The 17,487-nt window shown below is 43.6% G+C and carries 17 protein-coding genes; all 17 read right to left on the bottom strand.

Features of this window, described 5'->3' with window-relative positions:
- Positions 1-149: 149 nt before the first annotated feature.
- Positions 150-929, bottom strand: a complete 780-nt coding sequence (gene codY / locus QY97_RS01125) for a GTP-sensing pleiotropic transcriptional regulator CodY (protein WP_039232170.1) — start codon at positions 927-929, stop codon at positions 150-152.
- Between the two features lie 119 nt (positions 930-1,048).
- A complete protein-coding gene (hslU, locus tag QY97_RS01120; RefSeq protein WP_039232168.1) occupies positions 1,049-2,458 on the bottom strand; it encodes an HslU--HslV peptidase ATPase subunit in 1,410 nt (469 codons plus the stop codon).
- Between the two features lie 13 nt (positions 2,459-2,471).
- On the bottom strand, positions 2,472-3,017 hold the full coding sequence (gene hslV, locus QY97_RS01115) for an ATP-dependent protease subunit HslV (protein WP_039232165.1): 546 nt from the start codon (positions 3,015-3,017) through the stop codon (positions 2,472-2,474).
- A 19-nt stretch (positions 3,018-3,036) separates the two neighbouring features.
- The gene (gene xerC / locus QY97_RS01110) at positions 3,037-3,942 is read right to left on the bottom strand and encodes a tyrosine recombinase XerC (RefSeq protein ID WP_039232161.1); all 906 of its coding nucleotides are present in this window, start codon (positions 3,940-3,942) and stop codon (positions 3,037-3,039) included.
- A gap of 61 nt (positions 3,943-4,003) precedes the next feature.
- Positions 4,004-5,308 carry an FADH(2)-oxidizing methylenetetrahydrofolate--tRNA-(uracil(54)-C(5))-methyltransferase TrmFO gene (gene trmFO / locus QY97_RS01105; RefSeq protein ID WP_039232158.1) on the bottom strand — a complete coding sequence of 435 codons (1,305 nt, stop codon included), beginning with the start codon at positions 5,306-5,308 and terminating at the stop codon, positions 4,004-4,006.
- A gap of 202 nt (positions 5,309-5,510) precedes the next feature.
- Positions 5,511-7,601 carry a type I DNA topoisomerase gene (gene topA, locus QY97_RS01100; protein ID WP_039232154.1) on the bottom strand — a complete coding sequence of 697 codons (2,091 nt, stop codon included), beginning with the start codon at positions 7,599-7,601 and terminating at the stop codon, positions 5,511-5,513.
- Positions 7,602-7,838: 237 nt separating this feature from the next.
- A complete protein-coding gene (gene dprA, locus QY97_RS01095; protein WP_232506207.1) occupies positions 7,839-8,711 on the bottom strand; it encodes a DNA-processing protein DprA in 873 nt (290 codons plus the stop codon).
- Between the two features lie 76 nt (positions 8,712-8,787).
- The gene (gene sucD, locus QY97_RS01090) at positions 8,788-9,690 is read right to left on the bottom strand and encodes a succinate--CoA ligase subunit alpha (RefSeq protein WP_039232148.1); all 903 of its coding nucleotides are present in this window, start codon (positions 9,688-9,690) and stop codon (positions 8,788-8,790) included.
- 35 nt (positions 9,691-9,725) lie between these two features.
- Positions 9,726-10,889, bottom strand: a complete 1,164-nt coding sequence (sucC, locus tag QY97_RS01085) for an ADP-forming succinate--CoA ligase subunit beta (RefSeq protein WP_039232145.1) — start codon at positions 10,887-10,889, stop codon at positions 9,726-9,728.
- A gap of 161 nt (positions 10,890-11,050) precedes the next feature.
- Entirely contained in the window at positions 11,051-11,326 is a 276-nt protein-coding gene (locus QY97_RS01080; RefSeq protein ID WP_039232142.1) for an EscU/YscU/HrcU family type III secretion system export apparatus switch protein, read from the bottom strand.
- Positions 11,323-13,200 carry a hypothetical protein gene (locus tag QY97_RS19420; protein WP_052728904.1) on the bottom strand — a complete coding sequence of 626 codons (1,878 nt, stop codon included), beginning with the start codon at positions 13,198-13,200 and terminating at the stop codon, positions 11,323-11,325. The genes QY97_RS01080 and QY97_RS19420 overlap by 4 nt, the downstream gene beginning before the upstream one ends.
- 13 nt (positions 13,201-13,213) lie before the next feature.
- Positions 13,214-13,990 carry a ribonuclease HII gene (locus QY97_RS01070; protein ID WP_039232139.1) on the bottom strand — a complete coding sequence of 259 codons (777 nt, stop codon included), beginning with the start codon at positions 13,988-13,990 and terminating at the stop codon, positions 13,214-13,216.
- Between the two features lie 136 nt (positions 13,991-14,126).
- On the bottom strand, positions 14,127-14,990 hold the full coding sequence (gene ylqF, locus QY97_RS01065) for a ribosome biogenesis GTPase YlqF (protein ID WP_039232136.1): 864 nt from the start codon (positions 14,988-14,990) through the stop codon (positions 14,127-14,129).
- Positions 14,991-15,027: 37 nt separating this feature from the next.
- Entirely contained in the window at positions 15,028-15,564 is a 537-nt protein-coding gene (gene lepB, locus QY97_RS01060; protein ID WP_039232133.1) for a signal peptidase I, read from the bottom strand.
- 181 nt (positions 15,565-15,745) lie between these two features.
- Positions 15,746-16,090: a 50S ribosomal protein L19 gene (rplS, locus tag QY97_RS01055; protein WP_039232130.1), complete on the bottom strand. Its 345-nt coding sequence runs from the start codon at positions 16,088-16,090 to the stop codon at positions 15,746-15,748.
- Positions 16,091-16,218: 128 nt separating this feature from the next.
- Positions 16,219-16,962 carry a tRNA (guanosine(37)-N1)-methyltransferase TrmD gene (gene trmD / locus QY97_RS01050; protein WP_039232246.1) on the bottom strand — a complete coding sequence of 248 codons (744 nt, stop codon included), beginning with the start codon at positions 16,960-16,962 and terminating at the stop codon, positions 16,219-16,221.
- Positions 16,962-17,480: a ribosome maturation factor RimM gene (gene rimM, locus QY97_RS01045; protein WP_039232128.1), complete on the bottom strand. Its 519-nt coding sequence runs from the start codon at positions 17,478-17,480 to the stop codon at positions 16,962-16,964. Before rimM ends, trmD begins: the two co-directional genes overlap by 1 nt.
- Positions 17,481-17,487 lie beyond the last annotated feature (7 nt).

Genomic DNA, 17,487 nt, shown 5'->3' with positions numbered 1-17,487 from the left:
CTCGACAATTCAAGTATAAAAGAATGAGGAGTTTGCGTGTTTTTTTATGCACACAAAATTTTGTTTAAACCCCAACAAATATTATAGAGCCAAAAAAACAAAGTAAAAAACCGCCTGCATTCGACAGACGGTTTTTTTACTTTATTTGGTTAATTAGACTTTAATTTTTCCAATTCCATGAGGAATTTATCATTTAATACTTTAATATATGTTCCTTTCATACCTAGTGAGCGAGATTCAATGACTCCTGCACTTTCAAGCTTGCGAAGTGCATTTACAATTACCGAACGGGTAATGCCAACTCGGTCAGCAATTTTAGAAGCGACCAACAGACCTTCTTTTCCATCTAGTTCTTCAAAAATATGCTCAATCGCTTCTAATTCACTGTATGACAATGAACTGATTGCCATCTGTACAACAGCTTTACTTCTTGCTTCTTCTTCAATTTCTTCTGTTTTCTCGCGAAGAATCTCCATTCCAACTACTGTTGCTCCATATTCTGCTAAGATTAAATCTTCATCGTGGAATTTTTCTGCTACACGAGCCAGCACAAGTGTACCTAAGCGCTCACCAGCCCCTTTAATCGGTACAATGGTCGTTAAACCATTTTTAAATAACTCTTTGTTCTCAACAGGGAAAGCTGTATACTCACTCTCCACATCAAGGTTTGGGGATGTTTCTTCGATGTTAAATAAATTGTTTGTGTACTCTTCCGGGAAACGGCGATCGGCAAGCATACTCTTCATCCGCTCATTTTCAATCTGCTGGTTCACCCCAAAGCCAAGGAGTTTTCCACGGCGGCTGACCACATATACGTTCGCTTCAATCAACTCAGACAGGGATTCGGCCATTTCCTTGAAGTTAACTGACTTTCCTGCTGCGTCTTGAAGCAGCTTATTAATCTTTCTTGTTTTTTCTAGCAAATTCATAATAAAATCCTCCTACATTCACTGGTTCATCTATAGCTAGTTTGTATTCACTATTTTAACTGTCATTTACACATAGATATTATTGATTATGTTCCCTCTGGAAACTTCTTCTTAAACATCTATAGGATAAATTGGCTTAAATCTTTATTGCTTGAGATCTTTTCTAATTTCTCATTTACGTACGAAGGTGTAATTTTGATGGTTCCCATGTTAATATCAGATGCTTCAAATGATAAGTCTTCAAGAAGTTTCTCCATAATAGTATGAAGGCGGCGCGCACCAATGTTATCTGTATCTTGATTGACTTCGAAAGCAATTTCTGCTATACGTTCAATAGCATCGTCAGAAAATTCAATTTCTATACCTTCAGTTTCCAATAATGCTACATATTGTTTAATTAATGCATTATCCGGCTCTACCAGAATTCTCACGAAATCTTCTACCGTTAGCTTCTGCAGTTCTACCCGGACCGGGAAGCGTCCCTGCAGCTCTGGAATTAGATCAGACGGCTTTGAAATATGGAATGCTCCAGCTGCAATAAATAAGATATAGTCTGTTTTGACCGCTCCATACTTCGTCATAACCGTAGAACCTTCAACAATTGGCAGGATGTCACGTTGAACCCCTTCTCTAGAAACACTCGCAGAGGAAGACGCGGCCCCCTTGGCTGCTACCTTATCAATTTCATCGATAAAGATAATCCCCATTTGCTCGGTTCGCCTAATTGCCTCTTGAGTCACATCATCCATATCGATCAGCTTTTGCGCTTCTTCATTGGTTAAAACGTCTCGCGCCTCTTTTACAGAGAGCTTTCTTTTTTTCTTTTTCTTCGGCATTAAGCCCCCAAGCATATCCTGCATGTTCATGCCCATTTGCTCCATGCCAGATCCCTGGAACATGTCGAACATAGAAGGAGGCTGCTCTTCTACCTCAATCGTCACAACTTCATCCTCCAGTTCACCGCGTTCCAGCTTTGCAGCCGCTATCTTTCTTTTCTCGCGGATCGACATTTCTTCTGCCTCTTCCGCTCTTGGCTGCTCCTGTTCATTAGTTCCGCCGAACAGCATTTCAAATGGATTCTTAACGTTGTTCACTTTTTTCTTAGAAGGGACAAGCAGCTCAACCAGACGGCGATCAGCGGCTTCTCTAGCAGCTCCCTGAACAGATTGCATCTTCTCTTCCTTCACAATCCGTACAGACGTTTCTACTAAATCACGAACCATAGACTCTACATCCCGTCCAACGTAACCGACCTCTGTAAACTTTGTTGCCTCTACCTTTACAAAGGGAGCGCCCGAGAGCTTAGCAATCCGCCGGGCAATCTCTGTTTTTCCTACGCCTGTAGGCCCGATCATTAGTATGTTCTTCGGAATAACCTCATCCCGCATTCGATCATCCAGCAGGCTTCGGCGATAACGATTCCGTAAGGCTACAGCAACTGCTTTCTTCGCTTCTTTCTGGCCAACAATATATTGATCAAGCCGGTCAACCATCTGTCTCGGCGTTAATTGCAGTGATTTGTTATCCATGCCTTTCACTCCCTTACTCTAATTCTTCTACAATAATCTGATCATTTGTGTATACACAAATCTCACCAGCTATTTTAAGAGCAGCTTCAGCAATGTCTTTGGCTGCTAAATGGTCTCCAGAGTAATTCTTTAAGGCGCGGCCTGCTGCTAAAGCAAAATTCCCTCCTGAGCCAATAGCCAAAATTCCATCATCCGGTTCAATGACTTCACCAGTACCGGAAATAAGCAACATATTAGACTTATCCATCACGATCAGCATCGCTTCCAAACGGCGAAGCACTTTATCAGATCGCCATTCCTTTGCCATTTCTACGGCTGCACGCTGCAGGTTACCATTATACTCTTCTAGTCTTCCTTCAAATAATTCGAATAGAGTAAAAGCGTCAGCCACCGATCCAGCAAAGCCGGCAATAACTTTCCCGTTAAACAGTTTGCGCACCTTTCTAGCGGTATGCTTCATTACTACCGCATTGCCAAAGGTTACTTGACCGTCACCAGCCATGGCGCTTTTACCTTTATGCTGGACAGCAAAGATCGTCGTTGCATGGAATTGCTCCATAATTTCCTTCCTCCTTTACTTACGCACGGGGGTGATGACTTAAATACGTCTTCCGCAAATGCTCTTTTGTTACATGAGTATATACTTGCGTAGAAGAAAGATGCTCATGTCCGAGCAATTCTTGTACAGTTCTTAAGTCAGCCCCGTTATTTAACAAATGAGTGGCAAATGTATGCCGGAGCATATGCGGATGAATCTTTCTCGTCAATGATGCTTTTTCCATTAATTTATTTAGCACATACCGGATGCCCCTCGGCGTGAGCGGCTTGCCTCGGTGATTAACGAATAAAAACGGATGCGGTTCCGTATCTTTCACCAAAAAGCTTCGGGCAGTTGCTATGTATTCTTGTGCAGCTTCGTGGGCAAAATAACCGAAAGGTACATACCGCTCTTTATTCCCCTTTCCTCTAACTAATAAGACGGAAAGGTCAAAATCAATATCGCTTAGCTTGATGCCTGAGCATTCACTGACCCGAATTCCAGTTGCATACAAAAGCTCCAGCAGTGCTCTGTCCCGAACGGCTAGCGGTTTATCGCTCCCTTCACATTCTGCAAAGAGCTTTTCCATTTCCTCTTCATAAAAGAAGGAAGGAAGCCTTTTCGCTTCTTTCGGCGGCTGCACGAAAGAAAAAGGATTAACAGCCACGACATTTTCCTTGGACAAAAAACGATAAAAACTGCGCAAGCTGGAGAGTCTTCTGGCAACAGCCGCCCGGGACATCTTTCTTTCATAAAGATCTGTCAAGTAAAGACGGACATCCAAATATTCAATATCTTCTAGACTGTTTAAGTTTTGTTCAGCAGTGAACTTAAAGAACTCCTCAATATCATAACGATAAAACTGCACCGTATAGGATGAATAATGTTTTTCAATCTGTAAATACGTTAAAAATCCATCTAAATAATTATTGAAAAGTTGCGACATCTACACACCTCAATTAGGGCTACTAAATAGTAGCATACTATAGTAGCCCATGCAACTAAGTTTACAAACTTTTCACAAAAGTGCGAATTGTTTCTAATGCTCGCTCAGCTTGCGCCTCCGCTCGCTCTTTCTTACTTTTCATTTTAACCTCAAGACTTGGAAATAAACCAAAGTTTGCATTCATTGGCTGAAAATTTTTCTGATCAGCTGTAGTAATATAATTAGCCATGCTGCCAATAGCTGTTTCCCTAGGAACAATGACCGGGTCCTGTCCTAATGCAAGGCGGGCCGCATTTATACCAGCAACTAACCCGCTTGCTGCTGACTCCACATAACCCTCTACTCCAGTCATTTGGCCGGCAAAGAACAAATCATGGCGACCTTTAAACTGGTACGTAGGTTTTAATACCTTTGGTGAATTAATAAACGTATTGCGATGCATCACTCCGTAACGGACGATTTCTGCGTTTTCAAGCCCTGGAATTAACTGAAGGACTTCTTTTTGCGGTCCCCATTTCAAGTGCGTTTGGAAGCCAACAATATTATAAAGAGTTCCCGCTGCATCGTCCTGCCGAAGCTGAACAACGGCATATGGTCTTTTTCCAGTGCGCGGGTCTTCCAAGCCAACCGGCTTCATAGGACCAAACAGCAATGTTTTCTTTCCGCGCTGTGCCAGTACCTCTACAGGCATGCAGCCTTCAAAGAAAATTTCCTTTTCAAATTCCTTTAATGGAACAGTCTCTGCAGAAATCAGTGCTTCATAGAAGCGATCAAACTCTTCCTCGTTCATTGGACAGTTTAAATAAGCAGCCTCTCCCTTATCATAACGGGATTTAAGATAGGCTTTATTCATATCTATGCTGTCCTTTTCAATAATAGGCGCTGCTGCATCATAAAAATATAAATATTCCTCACCAGTTAGCTCTTTTAGCTGCTGGGACAATGCTTCACTAGTTAGCGGACCGGTTGCAATAACAGTAATCCCCTGTGGAATAGCCGTCATTTCTTCATTATATACAGTCACATTTGGATGGTTTTTAACGCGTTCTGTTACTTTGGCCGCAAACTCATGGCGATCGACCGCAAGCGCACCGCCTGCCGGCACCGAGCAATCATCTGCAGAAGAAATGATAACTGAACTCAGAGCTCTCATTTCCTCCTTTAGCACACCAACTGCATTTGTTAGCGCGTTAGCCCGCAGGGAGTTGCTGCAGACAAGTTCAGCAAATTTATCTGTATGATGAGCCGGTGTCTGACGGACCGGTCGCATTTCATATAAGTTTACCTTCACACCACGTTCAGCGATTTGGAAAGCCGCTTCACTTCCTGCCAAGCCGGCTCCTATTACATTTACTACTGCTTCCATTTCTTGACCCTCCTAAAATAGCTGCCGTACAATTCATCCCTAAAGCATTGTACAACAGACGTTCGCATAAAAAAAGCTTTAAGGCTTATAAAACATTCATTATATTGTTCACATTCTTGAATTTTCCATACTTGCCTTTTACCTTCTGTCCTTTGACGGGAGAGAAGGAAATGCACAAAGAAAAAGCGGGATAGCCCCGCTTTTATACTTGTGGTTCTTCTTTATAATCACATTCTGTACACTGAATTTGAACACCTTTTTTCAATTTCTTTTCAACAAGCATGTGCTCGCATTTTGGACATTTCCTCTCAATCGGCTTATCCCAAGAAAGAAAGTCACATTCCGGAAAGTTATCACATCCATAAAAAATCCGGCGCTTTTTACTTTTTCTTTCTATTATATTGCCGTCTTCGCACTTCGGACATTTCACTCCGATTTCTTTAACAATGGCTTTCGTATTGCGGCAATCGGGAAAATTGCTGCAAGCCATGAACTTTCCATAGCGACCCATTTTAAATACCATCGGATGACCGCAGTTTTCACAATCTTCACCTGCAGGCTCATCTTTAATTTCAATCTTTTCTATTTCTTCTTCCGCTTTAGCCAGATCTACTTTAAATTCCTGATAAAACTCATCAATCACTTTTTTCCACTCTACTTTGCCCTCTTCTACACTATCCAGGTCTTTTTCCATCTTCGCCGTGAACTCTACATCAACGATGTCGGTGAAGTATTCGACCATCAACTCGTGGACAATTTCACCAAGCTCTGTTGGGATGAAGCGCTTATTATCTAAAGCAACATAGCCGCGTTTCTGTATCGTGTCCAGCGTAGGGGCAAAGGTGGAAGGTCTGCCAATCCCCAACTCCTCCAATGTTTTAACAAGGCGGGCTTCTGTGTAACGGGGCGGCGGCTGAGTGAAGTGCTGCTTTGGATCCATTGACTCATACGTCACCTTATCGCCTTCTTCTAAGTTCGGCAATTGTTTCTCTTTCTCTTCCTGAGTATCGTCTGATCCTTCTACATACACCTTCATGAATCCTTGGAATTTCACTTTAGAGCCTGTCGCACGGAAAATAATGTCATTATTCACCAGGTCTGCACTTACTGTATCCATTACAGCCGGCGCCATTTGGCTTGCGAGAAACCGTTCCCAAATCAGCTTATATAACCTCAACTGATCACGCGATAAGAACTCCTTCAACGAGCCCGGCTCTTTCAATACGCTTGTCGGTCGGATCGCTTCATGAGCGTCCTGAGCGTTAGATTGCTTTTGGTCTGATTTTTTTCCCGGCTTTTTCTCAGTGCTTTTTAAATATTCTTTACCATGAGTCGATTCGATGAACTCAGCAGCTTCCTTTTGAGCCACCTCTGATATGCGGGTAGAATCGGTTCGCATATACGTAATCAAACCGACGGTTCCTTCTTTACCCAGGTCAATACCTTCATATAACTGCTGAGCCAGCATCATCGTTTTCTTCGCACGGAAATTTAATTTTCTCGCTGCTTCCTGCTGAAGGGAAGAAGTCGTAAACGGCGGAGCTGGGTTCCGCTTTCGCTCCTTCTTCGTTACACTTTTCAATGCAAACTCATTGCCTTGAATAGCTGAAAGCACTTCCTTAACATCTTCTTCCGACTTTAAAGCAACTTTTTTTCCATTCTTTCCATAAAAAGCTGCCTGGAATGTACTTTTACCCTTTAAAAACTGCGCTTCAATCGTCCAGTATTCTTCAGGGTTGAAATCATTGATTTCTTTCTCTCGGTCGATAATTAAACGTAAAGCAACCGATTGAACCCGTCCGGCACTAAGTCCTTTTTTGATCTTTTTCCAAAGAAGCGGGCTGATATTGTACCCAACCAACCGATCAAGAATCCGGCGGGCCTGCTGTGCATCTACAAGATCCATGTTGATCGGCCTTGGATGCTTAAATGATTCTTTAATCGCGTCCTTCGTAATTTCATTAAACACTACCCGGCAATCGGACGATACATCAAGGTCCAAGCTGTGGGCTAAATGCCAGGCAATAGCTTCCCCTTCTCTATCGGGGTCAGCTGCTAAGTAGATTTTCTTTGCTTTCTTTGCTGCTGTTTTTAATTCTTTTAATACGGGGCCTTTCCCGCGGATGGTAATGTATTTCGGTTCATAGTTATTTTCTATATCAACACCCGTTTGGCTCTTTGGCAAATCACGGACGTGCCCCATAGATGCTTTTACTTTATATTTCTTCCCCAGATAACGTTCAATTGTTTTCGCTTTCGCAGGGGATTCTACAATTACTAAAAACTCTGACATGCCTTAACCTCCCCCAGAGGTAAAAAATAGATAGATGTAACAACCATTATTAGTTACGTTTGTGATCATTGTCAATTAAATACTTCTATCTTTCTCTACTCACACGGTATTCATTCTATGCCTGTCCACCTTTTTCTGAAAAAAAGACAGATGGTTCTTTTGCAAAATTTAATATACTTTCCTCATAAAAGCAACCTTTTTTTATGAATGGGCAAATTTAAGAACAGGAATCTCGGCTTATTTTCTTATGATTTCCGCTAGGATATCCTCGCTGGAACGCACTAGCTTTGCCCCATCACTGATCAAATCATTTGTCCCGTCAGATAAGTGATCGGTGATTCTTCCCGGAATACAAAAGACTTCCTTCCCCTGCTCCAGTGCACAATATGCTGTGATTAAGGAACCGCTTTTTCTTCCGGCTTGTACAACTAATGTACCTAAGGATAGACCGCTGATTAGTCGGTTGCGGGCAGGAAATTGCCACTTGGCCGGCTTAGTAACGGGCGGATATTCAGATATAAGCAAGCCATTTGATAAAATTCTCTTTGCCAGAGTCTTATTTTCTTTTGGGTATAGATGATAAAATCCTCCTGCAATAACAGCGGCCGTTTTCCCCCCTGCCCGCAATGCTGCCTCGTGGGCAAAGGTATCGGCTCCCCTTGCAAGCCCGCTGATAATGAGAAGACCGCTCTTTACCAAACCAGGCATCAACAGTTGAATGGACTGATAAGCATACCTATCCGCCTGGCGTGCACCAACAATGGCCAGACTCATGGAAACATCCGCCAGCATTCCCTTTTTACCCATTACATAAAGACCCCACGGGGGCTGGGGCAGATTTTTTAAGCAATGAGGATACTCCGAGTGGTAAATGGGAATGAAACGGATGTCTTGCTGCTGATATTGCTGTAATAAGGAGTAAATAGGGACCTCGTGAAGCTGCCGGACAATGGAGAGTGAACGGGCAGAGGAAATGGATAGAAGAGTTGATAAATCGGAGGAAGAATAATTGTAAAGGCTCGATAAGTCACGTTCCTGCTTTAAAAGCAAATAGATCATTTTCCAGCTCACATGCTGACAATGCTGCAGGTGAATCAATTTTGCAGTCACATCATCCAGTGTTAACGCCTCCTTTATATAACAGAAACAGCCTCATTGAGGCTGTTTCTCAAACGTTCGTTTGTAATTAGTGAGTTTTACACTCTTCGTAAATGCCATTTTCTTTTAGCACTTCGATTAATGTTTCACCCATAACAGATGGAGTTTCAGCTACTTTAATGCCGCATTCGTTCATTACGCGGATTTTTTCGTCAGCTGTTCCTTTACCGCCAGAAATGATCGCACCCGCATGGCCCATGCGTTTTCCTGGAGGTGCTGTGCGGCCGCCGATGAAGCCAACAACAGGTTTTGTCATATTCGCTTTCACCCATTCAGCTGCTTCTTCTTCAGCTGTTCCGCCGATTTCACCAATCATGATAACCGCTTTCGTTTCAGGATCTTCGTTGAATGCTTTTAATACATCAATGAAGTCTGTTCCGTTTACCGGGTCTCCACCAATACCAACAGCGGTAGTTTGGCCGATGCCAGCTTGAGTTAATTGGTGAACTGCTTCATAAGTTAATGTACCAGAGCGGGAAACAACACCCACGTGGCCTTTTTTATGAATGTAACCAGGCATAATACCAACTTTACATTCGTCTGCTGTAATAACACCTGGGCAGTTCGGTCCGATTAAGCGAGTTTTCTTGCCTTCCATGTAACGCTTTACTTTTACCATATCCAGTACTGGAATGTGCTCTGTGATACAGATAGCAAGATCTAACTCAGCGTCCACCGCTTCTACGATTGAATCTGCAGCAAATGGAGCAGGAACGTAAATAACGGAAACAGTAGCGCCAGTTTGCTCAACAGCTTCTTTTACTGTATTAAATACTGGTACTCCCTCTACTTCCATGCCGCCTTTTCCTGGAGTTACTCCACCTACGATTTTTGTACCGTATTCAAGCATTTGCTTTGTGTGGAATAGAGCGGTAGAACCAGTAATACCTTGAACGATTACTTTTGTGTCTTTATTAACAAATACACTCATGCCTATACCTGCCTTTCTATGGTCAACTCTTCGAATTATTTGCCTACAAGCTCAACGATTTTCTGTGCACCGTCAGCCATTGAATCAGCTGGAACAACGTCAATGTCAGACTCACTTAAAATTTTCTTACCTAAGTCAACATTCGTACCTTCTAAGCGGACAACTAAAGGCACCGATAAGCCGACTTGCTTCGCAGCTTCTACTACACCGCTTGCGATAACGTCACACTTCATGATACCTCCGAAGATGTTAACGAAGATACCTTTTACGTTTTTATCGGAAAGAATAATTTTAAATGCTTCTGTTACTTTTTCAGCTGTTGCGCCGCCGCCAACATCAAGGAAGTTAGCTGGATCGCCGCCGTAGTGCTTGATGATATCCATTGTGGACATAGCAAGACCTGCCCCATTGACCATACAGCCAATGTTGCCATCTAAGGAGATATAGCTTAAGTCATATTTAGATGCTTCGATTTCTTTTGGATCTTCTTCTTCTAAATCGCGGTATTCCATAATATCTTTATGGCGGTACAATGCGTTAGAATCGAAATTGATCTTTGCATCAAGCGCCATAACATTGCCGTCACCTGTAACAACAAGCGGGTTGATCTCAGCAACAGAAGCGTCTTTTTCGACGAATACTGTATAAAGACCAGTCATGAATTTCACTGCTTTGTTGACAAGCTCTTTTGGAATGTTGATGTTGAATGCAATGCGGCGTGCCTGATACGGCATTAAGCCTAGTACCGGATCAATATACTCTTTGAAGATTTTTTCCGGTGTTTTTTCTGCTACTTCTTCAATTTCAGTACCGCCTTCTTCAGAAGCCATTAATACAACCCGAGAAGTCGCGCGATCTAAAACGAAACCAATGTAATATTCTTTTTGAATATCGCAGCCTTCTTCAATTAATAAGCGCTTTACTTCTTTTCCTTCTGGACCAGTTTGATGCGTGACAAGTGTTTTGCCCAAAATTTCTTCAGCATATGTACGCACTTCATCAAGATTTTTGGCTACTTTAACGCCGCCAGCTTTACCACGGCCACCAGCGTGGATTTGTGCTTTTACGACACACACATCAGTGCCGAGTTCTTTTGCTGCTTCTACTGCTTCTTCTACAGAGAATGCAACCTTGCCGTTTGGAACGGCCACCCCATAGTTTCTGAGGATTTCTTTGCCTTGATACTCATGGATATTCATTCTTTATCCTCCTATCCTTCAATCTCAAAAGTAGACTGCGTTTTCATTGTATATAAATCCTGAATTTATGTCTATAATTTGAGCTGAAATTTATTTTTTAGACAGCATATTCTGACATTTTCCAGTAATTATAGGACACGAAAGGAAAAAAAGAGGTAATTTTAATTCTGCTTCTGCTGATCAAGCTGGTAAATAAAAGCAAAAACTTCTGCCACCGCTCTATAAAGCTCTTCAGGAATTTTCTCATTGATTTCCAAATTCCCCAGCAGTTCGACGAGAGCGGGGTCCTCCTGTATCGGAATGCCATGCTTCCTAGCCTGCTCAAGGATCTGCTCGGCTACTTTTCCCTTGCCTTTCGCTATTAACTGAGGTGCCTGTGTCCATTCTGGCTGATAAGATAAAGCGGCTGCCTGCTTTCTTTTCTGTTTTTCCTTCATACCTGCACATCTATCCCTTCATACGGCTCCGCTTCAGCTGCCTGCACCAGCAACCTGCTGCCAGCGAGCTTAGTTTTTCGAAATTGGATGCTTGATAATTGATAGCCTTGATTCTTAAGCCCCTCTTCGAGCATAGGCAGAAGCGGGCCAGCCAGCTGCTTCAGATCAGTGTGGGCATTATATATTTGCAAATAAACAAAGCGATTTCGCACCTGCATATCAATGATAGTTTCGCGGAGGAACTGGAGCTCTAAATAAAAGAGGACACGGCAATCGTTCGCATCAAGCTCGCCTCTCTCATTCCTTCTTCCAGACCACTGCATAATCATATCCGTTTGAAAGCCAAATAAATTGATCGGAAGACTCATAACGAGCTGCTGAAAAGGACCGCTTTCTAATGAAAGGAGGGATTGAGCTTGGATACGGCCAATCAGCTGCTCAGCTAATTCTTTCGTATGTGAAGGAAGAGGTGAGGCTGTGAGCCGCAGAAGATGAGGCTTTAACATGTCCTCCATCTCCTGAGCCTTTACTCTTTCTGCTGCGAGCATGCTCTCCATATTCCCCCCAAGGAAACGGAGAGCATCCTTTAATAGTGAGTAAGCTGCGCTTCCAGTTAGATATCCAGTTTGTTCAGCCTTCGCTGCTGCTGCTATATACTGAGATAAAGACGGCTCTTTTGCCAGAAGCTTTGCCGGCATAGCCGCCAGCCTATCCATTCCGGCAGCGACCTTATGAAGCAATTCATCCTCCCCTTGCTGGAAAAGTGAAGACAATTGTCTGATTGCTTCATCTGGCTCCGTATGGTAAACGACGGCTCTTGCGGTTGCCTTGAATAGGCTTGTCAGCTTCTCGCCCGACAAGCCCGGTGTATCCAGCCGTGTGAGAAGCTGCTGAACTTCTAACGCCAAGACAGGCTGTTTGCTTGCCTTCGCTGCCTTCACCATCCCTTCAAACGCCTGCTGTAAGGGAAGCAGAGCCTCTTTAGAGTACGTCCCTTGCATAAGAAGCCGGCCTGTTGTTTCCTTCAGCTGTGCCAGGGTTTCAGCTGTACCGCCCTCCTGTTTTCCTATCTGCTTGCTCCACTGACTTATTATCTGAACAATCGCTTCCTCTGCTGTCTCTGCCTCTGTGGAAGTAATTCCCCATGACTTCAACAATTCTACAGCAGACGAAGAACTGCTTAACTGGATGGAGGAGAAAGTCTGCTCGACTAAAGCGGACAGCACCTGCTGGATTAACTGTTTGCTGTACGGAGGCTGCCGCCAATTATCCAACAACTGAATTACCCGTACAGCTGCCTCTGGCGGATTCGACAGCAGTTTTAACTGGCTCTCCAGCTCGCTTATAACCTGTACCATTGGTGCAGGAGAATAAACAGTTCTTAGCGATTGATAGATCTCGTTCGTCATTGGCAGCGAACGGTTCAGCATGGACTGGATGGTCTGCACTCCTTCAGAAACCTTTCCTTTAGACAGCCACCTCCCAGCATGCTCAAGCACTTCTTTGGATAAGACGAGCTTTTCACGTATAAGCATTTCAGCTACGGCTTTATTTTCTTGGGTCAGCGGCAAGCTAAATGAACGAAGCAAATATTCAGCCGTTTGGGCTCTGTCCTTTACGTTACTGGCTTGAGGAGCGACAACTTTCAGCAGCCAGCCATCTGTCTGCATGGAAACCCGGAACCAATACTTTCCTCCTACTTGAAGAGAAGCTTCCAGCTTAGCTATAACCTTTGCCGAACCGGCTGAGAGCTCAGCCATCCCATTTGGCAGTACTTTTACTACTTTTGCTGGCAGCACCTGTCCATCTTTTAACTGCAATGGCTTATCCTTGGTAAATGGTTCCTGCAGAAGAGCTGTTTGTTCAATTCTCACATCAATTGCCTCCTTATCTCTGCTGGACTCTTCTCATCTCTTTGACCGGGGAAAAGCTATTTCGGTGTATAGGACACGGTCCGTATGTTTCAAGCCCCTCCAAATGCTCCTTCGTTCCATAGCCCATGTTCTTCTCAAACGCGTAATGGGGGTACTGTGCAGCGTACTGTTCCATTAATTTATCTCTCGTCACTTTAGCAGCTATAGAGGCCGCGGCTATGGAAGCGCTCAAGCTGTCCCCCTTTATAATGGCTGTTTGGGGAATAGATAAAGGCAGCTTCATAGCATCAATTAATAAATGCTCGGGCACCTGCGATAAATTGCTAATAGCCAGCTTCATCGCCTCTTTCGTCGCTTCGTAAATATTCATGGCATCAATTTCTGAAGCTTCGATAATTCCGATTCCTACATCTGCCTTTTCCATTATTTCTTTATAGAAAGATTCTCTCTTTGCTTTGCTCAGTTTCTTAGAATCGTTAATGCCTGTCAGCTCTGCATCTGTTGGCAAGATGACAGCGGCTGCAACGACCGGACCGGCAAGCGGCCCTCTTCCTACTTCATCTACTCCCGCAATAGAAGCTATTCCTTTATTTAATAGGTCCTGTTCATATGCCGTCATTTTCCTATATTGTAAACGCTCCTTTTCTTTCTGCTCCTTCAAGCGGTACCACTTCTTTATCTCTTGTTGAACACCTTTCCTTGGGTCATTTAACCACTCCTGAAATTGAGGGTCCTCTTCTGACTGCATCGTCTGCAGCAGCTTCTTTATTTCCGACACTGATAAGGACATCCTGCTCACCCTCCTGTTTTTATGTATATATTACTTTGAATTTTGCACAAAATGTTTTTAGAAACAATTAATTTTCTTCTCTCTTACTATCGGACTTTTTGAAATAAAATAAAGGCCCTTGTAAAAGGACCTTTATTTATTCAGCTTTGTGTTGTTCCTCTGGAAAATCAAGCGTCAACCTTCCTAATTTCTCACCGCGAATATCACGAATGATGACTTCGGCAGTTTTATCGTAATCCACTTCACCGCGGCCTGCCTGGCAGCCGCGCAGCCTGCCAATGTGGTTAAACAGCTCCAGCAGGTCTTCGGGTATCTCTTCAAATTGATACCGCTCCTTCAAGCGGTTCGGATACCTTTTTTCAAGAAAGCGCAAACCATAAACAGCTACATCCTGTAAATTTAGAATGGTATCCTTAATTGCTCCAGTGAGAGCCAGTTTATAGCCGGTCTCCTGATCCTCAAACTTGGGCCATAGAATACCTGGTGTATCTAGCAGTTCCATTTCTTTGCCGGCTTTGATCCATTGCTGGGCTTTTGTTACCCCAGGTGTATTGCCCGTCTTTGCTATATTCTTCTTCGCAAGCCTGTTAATCAGTGTAGATTTCCCTACATTGGGAATCCCAACAATCATAGCCCGCATGGCTCTCGGCTTAATGCCTTTCGCTTTCATTCGGTCAAACTTTTCCTTTAAGATCTCTTTTGCTGCCCTGCTGATCGCATTTAAACCGCTCCCTGCATGAGAGTTAATGGCGAGGGCATGGATCCCTCTCTCTTTAAAGTAAGAAAGCCAGGCAGCGGTGACAGTTGGGTCTGCCATATCTGCTTTGTTCAGTAAGATTAATCTCGGTTTGTGCTGTATGATCTCATCAATCATTGGGTTCCGCGAAGAAATTGGAAGACGTGCATCTACAAGTTCAAAAATAATATCTACGAGCTTAAGCTTTTCTGTTACTTCTCTCCTTGCTTTGGCCATATGGCCGGGAAACCATTGAATGGTCATCAGCCTCACCTCTCTTCCATCTATAATTACTAGCCTGTTAATCGACGATTCTCAGCTTATTCAACGGCCAAAAAACAACGCTTGTTTCACCTACCACTTCATCCATATCGACCGTGCCAATATGGCGGCCATCTTTACTGAATAAGCGGTTATCGCCCAGCACAAAAACCTCCCCCTCAGGCACGGTCTTTCTTCCTGTGATCTCCTCTAGGGTAAAGTCAGGCGTGAGAGGGCCGCTGGTCTGTTCTTTATATTGTTCTAAATAAGGTTCTTCATAATACTTGCCATTAATATATAACTTATCATCCTTATACTCCACTGTATCGCCCGGCAGTCCAATTACTCGCTTAATGTAATCTTTGTTCTCGGGCGCGTGAAAAACGACGATATCAAACCGTTCTGTTTCTCCCAGCTTATTGACGATCATCCAGTCGCCATCATTTAGTGTGGGCATCATCGACTCACCATCAACCACAATTGGGGCGATAATAAAATAACGAATAACTGCTGCTAAGCCAATTGCGATTAAGAAGGCTTTCACCCATTCCCAAAACTCATTCTTTTCTTTTGCCAAGTTTGCCACCACCTATTTTTTTATGTAATTATCATATCACTTCGACTGACAAAGAGAAAAGAAAGGACTCGCCGAATTTGAAAATATCCCCTTTTTACTTATCTGAGTACATAAGGAAAAAATATTTCTTTGCAAACGAAAAGGAGCTTGTCTCCAAGCTCCTTTTGCTGCGTGCTTATGATTATCGAATTTCTTTAATACGAGCTGCTTTACCGCGAAGATTACGCAAGTAGTATAGTTTCGCACGACGAACTTTACCACGGCGAATTACTTCGATTTTCTCGATTTTTGGTGTATGAAGCGGGAATGTACGCTCAACACCTACACCGTAAGAGATTTTGCGAACAGTGAATGTTTCACTGATTCCGCCGCCGCGTCGCTTGATTACAACGCCTTCAAATATCTGAATACGCTCACGTGTTCCTTCGACAACCTTTACGTGTACACGTACAGTGTCTCCAGGACGGAAAGCTGGGATATCTGTGCGAAGCTGTTCTTGAGTAATTTCCTGAATCAATTTGTTCATAATTGAATTCCTCTCCTTCTACCGATGCTCATACAATTATAGGAAGAATCGCAGCGGAACACCGTTATAATAAGGGCCGACCGTTGTCAGAACCCACTAAGAAATCCTACCACAGAAAGACTTGCAAATCAAGAGTCTCTTTCTTTTTTCCATTCTTTTAACCAGTTTTGCTGTTTCTCAGTTAAGGCATAGCGCTCCAGCAGATCTGGACGCCGCTCCCATGTACGCTTCAGCGACTGCTTATCACGCCATTCATCCACTAACCGGTGGTTGCCCGAAAGCAGTACATCCGGTACTTTTAACCCTCTGAAGTCAGATGGCCGTGTATATTGAGGATGCTCCAGCAAGCCTGAAGAAAAAGAGTCCAGTACGGGTGAATCCTCATTACCCAGCACATCCGGCAGCAGTCGGACAACACTGTCTATGACCACCATCGCCCCTAGCTCTCCCCCGGTAAGCACGAAGTCACCAATGGAAATCTCGTCTGTTACTAAATGTTCACGGATTCGCTCGTCGTAGCCCTCATAATGCCCGCATATAAAGATTAAATGCTCCTCCTTGGCCAGTTCCTCGGCTTTCTTCTGAGTATAGCGCTCTCCTTGGGGACACATTAGGATGACGCGGGGAGCGGGATGGGAAGCCTTCTCTTTAGCAGCAGCCACCGCATCAAACACCGGTTGAGGCTTGAGCACCATTCCGGCTCCGCCGCCGTATGGGTAATCATCTACTACTTTATGCTTTCCTTCCGCATAATCACGAAAGTTGATGATATTGTACTCTACCTTTTCCTTCTCTGCCGCCTTCTTCAGCATGGAGGAGTTAAGCACCCCTTCAAACATTTCAGGAAAAAGAGACAGAACATCAATTTTCATCATGATAACAAACCTTCCATTACTTCAATGACAATTTTCTTTTCCTTTATATCCACCTTTTTGACTACATCCTCAATATACGGGATGTAATGCTCCTTGCCGTCTTTCCCCTTTACAACCCATACATCATTGGCTCCAGGTGTTAAAATTTCTGTCACCCTGCCAACTTCCTCATCCTCAACCGTCACCACCGTGCAGCCGATAATCTCATAAAAGTAAAATTCATTCTCTTCCAGCTCACCAAGCTGTGATTCATCTACCTTAAGAATGCCTTCTTTTAACGGCTCCACAGCATTCAAGCCTTCGTACCCCTCAAAGGTTAAAAGATCGAATGACTTATGCTTGCGATGGGATGCTATGGTAAGCGGCCGGCCTTCTGATTCCCCCGGCATGAACAGATACAGGGTATTTCCAACCTGGTATCTTTCCTCCGCAAAATCTGTTCTCGAAATGACTCTGACTTCACCGCGAATACCATGAGTATTGACAATTTTCCCTACATTTAACCACTTTTCCATTTTTGAT

Source organism: Bacillus thermotolerans (assembly GCF_000812025.2).
Lineage (GTDB): Bacteria > Bacillota > Bacilli > Bacillales > Domibacillaceae > Quasibacillus > Quasibacillus thermotolerans.
Note: the sequence above shows the minus strand (reverse complement) of the source record. Positions and strands in the feature narration are given on the sequence as shown.